Below are 12,764 nucleotides of genomic sequence, written 5' to 3' on the forward strand. Positions count from 1 at the left end.
TATGCCACGCGTGTCTGTGGCTTTTTCATTTTAAAATGCCCGCTTTTTAACACCGTCCGATTCACGACCGTACGAAATTTGTTCGCTATCGGGCAATGGACATATCGGGAAACTCAGAGACCGAATCATTACATCTTGCGAGTACCAGAGGAGCAATACCAGGTTTACGCCCTCTGCCCCTCCTGCCCTTGCAGGTATATATCAATACAACGTTCTTTCAAATTCATAGGTACGGAAGCGTTCAAAGGCAGCACGCTCCAACGCTTCACGATGGTTCGGGTGCGCTATCTCAATCAACGCCTTAGCCCGCTGACGCATGTTCTTACCATACAAATATGCTATGCCATACTCGGTAACTATATAGTGAGCATGTGCCCGCGTAGTAACAACACCTGCACCTTGTTTGAGAAAAGCAGCAATGCGCGAAACACCTTTACCGGTAATGGATGGCAGTGCAATAATCGGCTTCCCTCCTTCTGATAGTGACGCACCGCGCACGAAGTCCATCTGTCCGCCAACGCCCGAGTAGTGATAGGTGCCGATGGAGTCAGAACATACCTGCCCGGTAATATCAACTTCTATAGCGCTGTTAATAGCCGTTACTTTGGGATTCGTACGAATCACCGCGGTATCATTTACATAGTCGATGTTGAGCGCCACCACCGCAGGGTTATCATCTACAAAATCATACAGTCTGCGTGTGCCCAGCAAAAACGATGTTACGGTTTTGCCTCTGTATTTTTTCTTATGCTGATTGGTGATCACACCATTTTCAATAAGCGGAATTATACCATCGGAAAACATTTCGGTGTGTACGCCTAACTCCTTGTGATTAGTAAGGCTCGCTAATGCAGCATCCGGAATAGAACCTATACCCATCTGCAACGTTGCACCGTCTTCTACGAGCTCGGCACAATAAGCGCCAATGCGCATGGAGATCTCACTACTGTCAGCACACAGTATCTGCGGCAATTCCTGTTCGTGATATACCACCGCATCGAATGCATCGATCTTTACGATACCATCGCCCAACGTACGCGGCATACGCGGATTGATCTGCGCTATAACTTTCTTCGCAGTTTTTACAGCAGTTGCTGCTATATCTACCGATACACCCAGTGAGCAATAACCATGCTTGTCCGGAGGTGATACTTGCACCAACGCAACATCAATCGGTAATATACCCCGCTTGAACAGAATGGGAATCTCACTTAAAAAGATCGGCACATAATCGCCCCTTCCGTCATTCACGGCTTCGCGAATGTTTGGTGAAACGAACAATGAATTTATGCGGAAACTGTCTTTATACTTTCTATCGGCAATAACTACATCCCCTTGCATGCTGATGCTCACAATCTCTACATTCCACAGCTCGTTGGATCGTGCTGCCAGTTTATTCAACAAGTAATGAGGTGTTGCTGCCCCACCGTGAACATAAACCCGGTCGCCAGGTTTAATAATGCTTACCGCTTCTTCGCCTGATATATATTTCATTTTGCTATGCGTTAATGGTTAATGGTTTCTACGTGCTTCGACTGGAACACCGCTTCGCTCCTATGCCGTTAGCAGCATAAAATGATACCCGGTATTTACCCGCAGACGCATCGTTCACTAACCAAAACTATAGGGCGTGCACATTAAAAATTTTGATCCGCATCAGTCGGCAAACTGATTTTTATCAGAACTGCGATGAGCTCAGAAATAATTAGAAATAACAGAATAATTTCGTCAATCAAGGCGTGAACAGTAGCTGTCCGTTGCACGCCAAACGTTACCGAAAAATCGGGCTATGAACTTTATTGTTTCCGGAACGATACCGGAGTCATGCCGGTATGTTTCTTGAAAAGACGTGCGAAATATTCCGGAGCCGAGAAATTTAACTGATAAGCAATTTCAGAAACAGATTGCGAAGTATAGCGCAGTAATTTTTGAGCCTCGCGTACGGCATGTTCCTGTATCAACCACGAAGCCGGTTTGCCTGCCACCGCCTGGCATATCCTGTTCAGATGTACGGTAGTAATATTGAGTTCACTCGCGTATTGCGCTACACTTTTGGTAAACGGCCCACTCTTCTTTACACTGTTTTGAAAATCGCGATAGTAATCTTCAAACAAACTAACCGATGCTTCATTACAATACGATGCCGATATAAGTCTGAACAATTTTACGAGTAACAAACTTACCAATGTCTTTACGGCAAAGTCTTTTCCTATCTGTTCATCGGCTACTTCGTTGTGTACAGCAAAGGCAAGTGTTACCAGTTCTCTGAAATCAGACACTTGCTGAAACTCCGTTATCACGCTCAGGTTTTTCAGTTTCACCTGTATATTCGAAGCAGACTTTAATATACTATCTACAAATGTATCGGCTATTGTAATAATCCTTCCGGTAACATGGGTATCAAATTCAAAACCATGCACAATGCCGGGAGGTATAAATATAGCAGCAGGGGCAGACAACTCATGAACGCCCGAGGTTGTATCAACCTTTACGGATGTACTTTCGATAAGAAAGATCTGGTATAAATTGGTATGCAGATGAGGCTCTACCTTCCAGTTGAATAACGCACTGCGGTCGCGAATCGATTCAGAATAAATATAGAATGGCGATGTACACGCAACATGCTCTTTATACAAACCATTATAATTTTTTAGCTTCATATTTTCACATCACGAGCCCGGTACAAAATTTTGAAAACAGTATCAGCTCAAGAATGCAAATAAATATAGAAAAATATACCGTTCCAATAGTCACGATAAAGGCTGTAGATGTACGGGCTTAATCTGTCTACACGTGCGATTACTTCGGAGATTGATGGCAAATTGCAGGCAGGCTGATTTTCAACATCAAATCATACATGGCATTGAAATTCTCCTGGTACCTGCGTTACCGGCATTTGAAACTGCGGGCTGATTTTTAAATAATATATAGCGACTTCTTGCATGGAAATCGCTACATATTTTCATGAATAAAACTATTTATTACCTGAAACAACATAGAACAACAAATGCGGCTACGCTTCCCGTATGCTTTTGCTGCATATTTTCTGATAACCGTATAGCACAAGCGCCAAAGCACCCAGCATGGCAATCAACCACGGAAACAACAGGAATATCTTTTCAACTCCTATACTGATAAAATTATCGTTGCCGGTTACTCGCTGTAAAATCCAGCCAACAGAAGCCAAGGCAACCAGGCAAGCAAAAAGATTTCTAAAATATTTAAACTGTTGTACCTGACTCATCAGGATAAACCACGGTATGGTAAGTGCAATAATATATAGCTGCATGACTTCAATACCCAGGTTAAAACCCAGTACGCTCAACAACAGGTTAACGCCATCAATGTCCAATTCCGTAAGTGTTTGCGAAAATGCCAGCCCGTGAATGAACCCAAAACCAAATGCAATAAAAATCTCCTTGCTATAGAACAAAGGCTTTACAGCATGTATGGCTGAAATCAATATGGAGGCAGCAATGATGATCTCAACCACCTGAGACGGTATATATATCCATCCCCAAGCGCCAACCAAGAGCGTAACGGAGTGCCCTGCAGTGAACGCTGTTACAATTTTCAAGAGCTTATATATGCTAACCTTTAAGCCAGCAAAACCCGACCACTTTTTATTTTCAACCAAAAGACAAGCCGGCAGCAACAAGGTAATGATGAAGAGTAAATGATCTGTGCCTTCCTTAATATGTTGCATGCCCAACGTGAACATCGTTTTAAAACCTTTGATCCAACTGCCTTCATCGAGACGAACCTGAAGCGGGAATATTTTTCCGGAAGGTATATCCCACGCAATCACACCAATCTGCTGAGCATTATCTTTCGTAACGCCGTTGCGCCAATCCTGCTCCACTGAAAAGAGTATAGACTGATTCGGTATCTGATGCAGTACAATATCACAATGAAGTGTAAAATTGCGCAGGCTATTTACATTACCTGGCACAAGGTATATTTCACAGACAAACTCCTGGAATTTACCAATGGTTATATCGGTAGATTCCTGCGTAAACATTTTACCGATCACTATCTGCCATTTACTGTTCAACGAATCGTCAACAGCCATGTGCAGCAGTAAGTATTGTTTGAGACTATCAACAGACTGCTGCAACTGTAAGTTGATATGCATTTTCGATCCGATCTCCAAAACTTCCAATGGAGTTCTGAACTGAATCACCACCTGCTCGGACTGAACACTCAGGCGAGCCTTGCTGTCTGGTAAAGAATGAGCTCCTGCCCATCTATACCCGAAGATACAGATCAGCAGAAGCCACCATTTTATTTTCGTTATATACATATCAGTTTTTCGTTCCACCATAATCCGTTGAACGGTCTCTCCAGATAGAATGGAAGTGTACCCCCGAAGGAAATACAACACCACCCGCTACGATAAACTCGATCCACACATGCGGTCCGTCAATGCGGAAGTAATCATACTTTGTATTCATGGATGTTGTTCCACTATACAGTATATAGGTATTGTCCAATTCCGATGTATAGGTTGTCAGGAAGGCAGCGGCATCATCATCGTCAATATCATTGGTATAGGTCTTGATCACATTTAACACCAGCTCTTTTTGTCCAGAGCTTAAGCTGCTGCACACCAGGCCAGATGATGTAGAAGGGAACTGCCATTCTTTACCCGGCACCAGCACAAGGTCAGTAAATGTTGAGCTCGATTTTGCCGAACTCAATTCCGAGCTGCTGAGGCTTGCGAGCAACGCTACAAATGCATCGCGTTCCTGGCTGATCGGTGCATACGTAGTAGAGCCCGATGTAAAGGATACCGGTTCAACGGCAGCGAAATGTGGTGTAGCGCCAACCAGTTTACCATCTATATAGGTGTTGGCAACTGTCTTATGGTGACCTGTCTCCAGAATTTCGAATGTACCCGATGTTGAAGGTGTACCGAGAAAGGCCAGGTAATAATTACCGGAACCATAATCATTACCGCCACCGTTCGCGTTCAGGTAATCATCAGCAAGCCATACCTGTTGTACTTCATCCCAGCCTTCGTTGGTTGTGGTACCGGTCATCTCCTGTATCAATGCTTTAGCTGCAGCCAACTGCGTAGAACTTAAACTACCCAGCTTGATACCGATACGAGGCGACAAAGCTGCCGGTAAATTAGACCACGTTTTAGCATTCGAAAATGTATAGTCCAATTGCAGGGTTGATATCTGTGAAGATGAAAGTGTAGCTTTGAATGCTTCCGCGAGGCAAACAATTTTAGCAACGCCTGTTTGAGAATCACAGTCTGCTGTTGCCGCGGATGCACTTACTGTTAATGACAGTGTACAAGACTGTCCACCGAATGATATAGCAAAGGATGCCGTGCCGGATGAAGTCGGTGTACCGGATATAGTATACGTTACACTGCCTGATCCACTTGCTAATGTACCGGCAACCAGTGTTGCTGTAAGTCCTGTTACTCCGGTTGATGAGATTGCAGACCCTGCTGAGTAAGACGCACCATTGCCTCCGGTATAGGAAACCGATGCCGTGCCCGAGTAAGAACTTCCACTCGTAGCTTCCGCTGAAAATGTAGCAGCGCTGCAATTCAAGGCACTGACCGAAATGGACGAGCTCGCTACGGTTAACGACAATGTACACGACTGACCACCGAATGCTATAGCAAAAGAAGCCGTACCCGATGAAGCCGGTGTACCTGCTATACTATACGTTATACTTCCGGTTCCGCTGTTGAGTGTACCGGCCTGTAACGTAGCCGTTAGTCCGGTTACGCCCGTAGAAGATATACCAGTGCCTGCTGAAAAAGTAACGCCATTACCGCCACTATAAGGCACCGTTGCTGTAGCGGAATAAGAAGCACCACTGGTTGCTTCTGCTGAAAATGTAGCGGAGCTACACGTTAAGGCTGTTACTGTTGTTGAGGTAGTTGCAGCATCGTCATCATCCTGGCAGGCTATAAAGACCGTCATCAACATTACGCACATGAAAACAAACAGCGCGATTGTTCTGCCTGCATTACTTCTTTTAAATTCTACTTCGTTACTCATAAATAAAAAATGAAACTATAATTATTACCAGCGGGGCATTTTTTTCAGGTAATTAGCTTTTGGTCCCGGCATAGTCGGTAGACCGATCTCTCCAGATAGAATGAAAATGTATACCGGAAGGGAATACAACACCACCGGCTACAACAAACTCAATCCACACATGCGGGCCATCAATGCGGAAATAATCATTCTTTGTATTCATGGATGTTGTTCCACTATAAAGTATATAGGTATTGTCCAATTCCGATGTATAGGTTTCAAGGAAGGCCGCGGCATCATTATCATCAATATCATTGGTATAGGTCTTGATCACATTTAACACCAACTCCTTTTGCTCGGAGGTTAAGCCATTGCATTGCAGTCCGGAAGATGTAGAAGGGAACTGCCATTCTTTACCCGGCACCAATACGAGATCGGTAAAGGTTGAGCTTGACTTTGCACTGCTGAGTTCTGAACTGCTGAAGCTCGCGAGTAATGCAACGAACGCATCGCGCTCCTGGCTGATCGGAGCATAGGTTGTGGAGCCCGATGTAAATGATACCGGTTCAACCGCTTCGAAATGAGGTGTAGCACCGACGAGCACACCATCTACATAGGTGTTGGCAACAGTCTTATGATGACCCGTCTCCAAAATTTCAAATGTACCTGACGTTGAAGGTGTACCGAGAAAAGCCAGGTAATAATTACCGGAGCCATAATCACTGCCACCACCGTTAGCATATAGATAGTCATCGGCAAGCCACACTTGCTGCACTTCATCCCAACCTTCGTTGGCAGTAGTACCCGTCATCTCCTCGATCAATGCTTTGGCAGCCGTTAACTGTGTTGAATTTAAACTTCCAAGTTTAATACCGTTACGGGCCGACATTGCAGCCGGTAAATTAGACCATGTCTTCGCATTGGAAAATGTATAGTCTAATTGCAAGGTTGCTACTTGTGAAGATGATAATGTAGCCTTGAAAGCTTCTGCCAGACAAACAACTCTAGCAACGCCTGTTTCAGAATCACAACTTGTGCTTGAATAGGTTGTTGATGTTCCATCATCGTCATCATTATGACACTGCGTAAATACCGCTACAATGATCAGGGGGATCATTATACTCCACACATTTTTCTTCTTCATTTTCATGTAGTATATATTAGGTTTTGCTTTGGTGCCTTATAGAAATGAACCTCTGAGATGTCTTCTAGGAAAATAATTTTTCTCTCAATTACCATCACAGCCGTGCATTTGCAGTAAAACGATCAGGCACCCCGGTACTATCAGGCTTTTTTACACATTCTTATGCACAAATAGAACATGCTGCCAACGAGGTGCTTCATCTGATCTACTTAGAAGATTTCCAGCCCTGCAATTTTTCAATCCTCCAATTTTCCAATAAGAATGATCGGACATCAAGACTATTAGAATATTGAACGGGTTCTTTCATAAATGAGCGGGGTTACACGTCTGAACATGTATAGGAGTGTATTCACTATGTATTTTTTACGAGCATATCCTCCTATAGCTTTGCAAAGAACGGGCAGAGATAGATTTTTCTTCGATACGTTTCACTCATTCTTATGCACAGATAGAACACGAACAACGGATCGTATTTACTTACCTCGTGATAACATACACAATTTAGAGATATAGCTACTCCCCATATACCGGTATATCTATAGGCAAAATCTTTCATAAAAACATAAAACCGGCAATAACCTAACGCATACCGTTCCCCGAATGCACAGAACGCCATAGAATATAAAAAGTCCTATATGCCTATGAGTTTAAATGCTTTCTGCAAAAAACGAAACAGAATAACAAAAACCGGGAATGAAATGACACAGCCTTCGTTCTTCTGTCTTACTACGGCACATCGCCACATCTTTCTTATCCAATAATATCCAATATAACGTCAATAAGAAAAATATATACATACCTATATATAAGGTATTATATCGAAAATAAATATCAGTCCGATCGCTTGCAAGATTAGCATTAACCTATATGGGTTACCGTCCTATACATTTGCGTATCGAATTCACCTTAACGGGCAAAACCATAAAGAGCCAATGAAGAAGATACCTGCCTATTCTGTCTCATTCTTATTATTTGTATTCAGTTTTATCACGCTATGCACCGTGCAAGTCCGGGCTCAAGACCAATGTACGGTTGTTGGCTGGGCCTCTGAAAACGGAGGTGTAACGGGCGGAGGAACCGCTACCCCTACCGTTGTAACAACGTACAACGAACTCAAAGCAGCACTCACATCAGCATCCGTAAAAGTGGTGCATGTATCCGGGACAATAACTATTCCATCAGGAGGACGAATTAGTTTTCAAAATCAATCCGGTAAAACTATATATGGACTGCCAGGGTCCAAAATAGAGTCCCACGACCAGACAAAGGATGGCTCCGGTATACTCTATATTAAAAACTGCTCGAATTTCATTTTCAAAAACCTCACGTTTGAAGGCCCCGGTGCATACGATGTTGACGGCTGGGACAACATGACATTAGACAATTGTAAAAACGTTTGGGTTGATCATTGCGAATACCAGGATGGAATTGACGGCAACCTTGATGTAAAAAATGCATCCGACTATATCTCCATTACGTGGTGCAAGTTCATATACAAGAAAGCTCCCATACCTGACGGACCGGGTGGGGCCGATGACCACCGGTTCTCCGACTTGTTTGGTTCGGGAGATGGTGCCACCGGAGATCGCGGAAAATTACGCATTACATTACAGCATTGCTGGTGGGCACAAGGTTGTGTAGCACGCATGCCACGTGTACGATTTGGCAAAGTGCATGTAGTGAATAATCTTTTCAACAGTACTGTAGCAGCTCAATGCGTAATGGCGGGCTTCGAAGCAAATATACTCGTGGAGAGTAACGTATTTGAAAATGTTAAAAAGCCGATCGACCTGATGGACAACAATTTTACAGCCATCACGGTTAAGAGCGACAATGTTTTTAACAACACCACCGGTAACACAGCCGGCAGCGGCACAGCGTTCACACCTCCCTATACATTGAAGATAACACCGACTTCCGATGTAAAAAGCCTGGTAATGGCAGGTGCAGGAGCAACCTTAACAAGTCCAACCTGCGATAATACAACGAGCTATACACTTAATACAACGGCTTCACCAGCAGCGGGAGGTACAGTAAGCGGGGCTGGCTCCTATATGGAAGGATCGGCAGCTATAATAACCGCGACACCTGCTACAGGCTATACATTTACCGGATGGAGCGGTGATGCTTCCGGAAGCTCAACATCCACGACCGTGGCAATGACCAGCAACAAATCCGTTACCGCCAATTTTCAACTTCAGAGCTATACATTAAGTACTACAGCTTCTCCAGCCGCAGGCGGTACAGTAACCGGAGCAGGAAGCTATACATACGGAACAACGGCAACTTTAAAAGCTACACCTGCAGCAGGCTATGTATTTACCGGATGGAGTGGTGATGCTTCCGGAACTTCCGCAACCACAACCGTAACAATCAATAGCAACAAATCCGTTACCGCTAATTTTCAACTTCAGAGCTATACATTAAGCACTACAGCTTCTCCAGCCGCAGGCGGTACGGTAACCGGAGCAGGAAGCTATACATACGGAACAACGGCAACTTTAAAAGCTACACCTGCAGCAGGCTATATATTTACCGGATGGAGTGGTGATGCTTCCGGGACTTCCGCAACCACAACCGTAACAATCAATAGCAACAAATCCGTCACCGCTAAATTTCAACTGCAGAGCTATACATTGAGTACCGTTGCTTCACCTGCAGCGGGCGGTACGGTAACCGGAGCAGGAAGCTATACATACGGAACAACGGCAACTTTAAAAGCTACACCTGCAGCAGGCTATATATTTACCGGATGGAGTGGTGATGCTTCCGGGACTTCCGCAACCACAACTGTAACGATGAATGGCGACAAATCTGTTACAGCAAACTTCCAGGCTCAGAGCAGCACAACCAAATATACACTTGGAGCAGCAGCATCACCTTCAGCCGGAGGCACTGTAACCGGGGCAGGATCGTATGATGCAGGAGCAGTAGTTACTCTAACAGCAACTGCAGCAGCCGGATATACCTTTACAGGATGGGGCGGTGATGCTTCCGGAACTTCTACGTCTGCAACTGTAACGATGAGCGGCAACAAATCAGTTACGGCAAACTTCCAATTGCAGAACTACACATTGAGTACAACCTCCTCACCAACCGCAGGAGGTACCGTGACGGGAGCGGGAACCTATACCTATGGAACAACCGTAACATTAAAAGCTACACCCGCGGCCGGCTATATATTTACCGGATGGAGTGATGATGCTTCCGGAACCTCCTCCTCCACAACCGTAACCATGAATGGCAACAAGTCGGTTACGGCAAAATTCCAGGCACAGGCTACAACAATCAAATTTACGCTCAGTACAACAGCGACACCTGCTGCAGGAGGCGCAGTCTCCGGAGCAGGATCGTACGATGCGGGAACCGAAGTTACACTAACAGCAACACCCGCAGCCGGATATACTTTTACAGGATGGAGCGGAGATGCTTCCGGAACTTCAGTCTCTACAACAATAACCATGACCGGAAACAAATCGGCTACAGCTAATTTTCAAGCGCAAACCACTACAATAACCTATACGCTTAGCGCTACCGTTGTGCCGTCTGAAGGTGGTGTTGTAACGGGAAAAGGAACGTATGATGCCGGCACTACTGTAACACTGATCGCCACGCCTGCTTCCGGGTATATATTTACCGGTTGGAGCGGTGATATATCTGACGCTTCCGCTTCTGTAGCCGTAACCATGAATAGCAACAAATCGGTTACAGCAAACTTTCAGGCACAAATCGTTACAACCACGGAAGCAAAACCCGCAAAACTTTTTTCTCCTGATAACCGAGGAGACATGAGCACCGAAACATGGAAAATTGAAAATGCATACCTGCTAAACGGATGTGAAATTGTCATTTACAATCGTCAGGGACAGAAAGTATATACTTCCATCGGGTATACAACACCCTGGGACGGAACATCAAACGGGAAACCACTTCCCGATGGCGCATACTTCTACGTCATCCACTTTCCTGATAACACTAAAAAAACCGGTAGCGTAACCATTGCCCGATTGAAATGAAACCTCTACTTCGAATTTCTTTAGTCTTCATTGTCTCAGTATTCTATAGTTGTCGCGCACAGGCGCAACAGGATCTGGTATATAGTCATTACTTTCTAAATCCTTTCCTATACAACCCCTCGTTTGTTGCACCAAACGGATATACAGAGCTATACCTGAATTATCGCAATCAATGGGCCGGTATTGAAGGGGCACCTGTTACCGGCACAGTAAGTATTCATTTACCACTAAATTATCGGGCAGGTATAGCCTTTACAGGATACCAGGATAAAGCCGGTGTACTGAAAACATCCACGGGCCTGCTCACATTCGCATACCAGGTATATCTCGGCAACAAGATTGGTGATGATCACAAACTTGCCTTCGGATTATCAGCAGGTATGACAAGTATATCGGTCAATGCAGATGACCTGTATTCCAATGATCCGGTTACCGGAACCACTTCGTCATTCGAAGGACAATTTGGTATGCACTATCAACGAAAGAATTTCAAAATTGCTTTTGCTATACCACGACTGTTCAGAACTTACGTTGCTTCCGAGCAGGACTTGAACAAAGTGGGTATTGAACAGATACGAACTACAATATCATCGGTTAGCTATAAAATTCCATTCAGTAGTCGGATTATATTCGAGCCTATGATTACCTACCGCACCTATGAAAATACAAGTAGTCAGGTAGAAGGCCTGGGTGTGTTGCACATCAATAGTATAGCCTGGGTCGGTGGCTCTTATCGACAAAAGTATGGCGCGACCGGCTTTGTCGGGTTCAATGTAAAAGAGAAACTGAAATTAGGATATGCGTATGAATTCGCTCCTCAACAGGCAAACGCTTTAGGTGATGGTACACACGAACTGCAATTGATCGTGCAACTTGGCAAAAAGAAACTTCGTAAAGCGACATCAAAATTAAAAGGTAAAGTATCGACACAACCGGAACCTGTCGAACCTGGCGTAACGGATAACAGCTATCCGAATGAAGATATAGCGGACAATAAAACAACATCACCACGGGAGTCATCACATGAGCCGTCTGTAAAACAACAAATTGCAAAACAATCCGAACCAACTTCTGTAGCAAATGCCCCGGTTAATGATCCGGTAAAGGAAGAAGTAAAATCACTTTCCGGTAATGAATTGCCTGCAGGACATTATGTAGTAGTAGGCGCATTCCGTTCAGTAGTAAATGCAAAAAGCTATGCACGCACATTGAAGCGGGCAGGCTATCCGGCAGATATAGCCTTTCACCCGGAGAAACAATATTATATAGTACATCTTAACAACGCCCCTACGGTAGACGAAGCGCGAGTGCTTCGCGACAAATACAGACAAATGTCGCGCTATACGTTTCGTGATACATGGATCTTGAGCATACCGTAGCGAAGAGAGAGCTGCGAGAATTAAGGTTATCCCGGAGCCGTTCTATCAATTGCCGGAAGTTCCGTAATGGACAGCCCTATATATTGAGGGCCACCTTGCCGATAGCAGTGTGGTGGAACGTATACTCAGGCGCACCAACCTTCGCAAACTGGCTAAGGTGTTCACCTTTCGCGGAAGAAGAATACAACATTGAACAGGAACGCAAATGGTTGGGCATCCA

Annotated in this window: 7 protein-coding genes; 2 read left to right on the top strand and 5 right to left on the bottom strand. The window is 44.6% G+C overall.

Features of this window, described 5'->3' with window-relative positions; all coding sequences use genetic code 11:
* Nucleotides 1–201: 201 nt before the first annotated feature.
* The 5 genes from ACFQ21_RS13360 to ACFQ21_RS13380 form a co-directional block, all read right to left on the bottom strand.
* Entirely contained in the window at nucleotides 202–1,494 is a 1,293-nt protein-coding gene (locus tag ACFQ21_RS13360) for an acetyl-CoA hydrolase/transferase family protein (RefSeq protein WP_377579708.1), read from the bottom strand.
* A gap of 302 nt (nucleotides 1,495–1,796) precedes the next feature.
* Nucleotides 1,797–2,660, bottom strand: a complete 864-nt coding sequence (locus tag ACFQ21_RS13365; protein ID WP_377579709.1) for a helix-turn-helix domain-containing protein — start codon at nucleotides 2,658–2,660, stop codon at nucleotides 1,797–1,799.
* A gap of 353 nt (nucleotides 2,661–3,013) precedes the next feature.
* The gene (locus ACFQ21_RS13370) at nucleotides 3,014–4,303 is read right to left on the bottom strand and encodes a HupE/UreJ family protein (RefSeq protein ID WP_377579710.1); all 1,290 of its coding nucleotides are present in this window, start codon (nucleotides 4,301–4,303) and stop codon (nucleotides 3,014–3,016) included.
* 1 nt (nucleotide 4,304) lies between these two features.
* Entirely contained in the window at nucleotides 4,305–6,026 is a 1,722-nt protein-coding gene (locus tag ACFQ21_RS13375) for a DUF3500 domain-containing protein (protein ID WP_377579711.1), read from the bottom strand.
* A gap of 52 nt (nucleotides 6,027–6,078) precedes the next feature.
* Nucleotides 6,079–7,149, bottom strand: a complete 1,071-nt coding sequence (locus ACFQ21_RS13380) for a DUF3500 domain-containing protein (RefSeq protein WP_377579712.1) — start codon at nucleotides 7,147–7,149, stop codon at nucleotides 6,079–6,081.
* 932 nt (nucleotides 7,150–8,081) lie between these two features.
* Between ACFQ21_RS13380 and ACFQ21_RS13385 the strand changes: the two genes are divergently transcribed.
* Nucleotides 8,082–11,165 (top strand): InlB B-repeat-containing protein, encoded by a 3,084-nt coding sequence (locus ACFQ21_RS13385; RefSeq protein WP_377579713.1) that lies wholly within the window; start codon nucleotides 8,082–8,084, stop codon nucleotides 11,163–11,165.
* Nucleotides 11,162–12,544, top strand: coding sequence for a PorP/SprF family type IX secretion system membrane protein (locus ACFQ21_RS13390; RefSeq protein WP_377579714.1), 1,383 nt, complete (start codon nucleotides 11,162–11,164; stop codon nucleotides 12,542–12,544). The genes ACFQ21_RS13385 and ACFQ21_RS13390 overlap by 4 nt, the downstream gene beginning before the upstream one ends.
* Nucleotides 12,545–12,764: the final 220 nt, after the last annotated feature.

The organism is Ohtaekwangia kribbensis (assembly GCF_042676245.1).
GTDB classification, from domain to species: Bacteria; Bacteroidota; Bacteroidia; order Cytophagales; family Cyclobacteriaceae; genus Ohtaekwangia; species Ohtaekwangia kribbensis.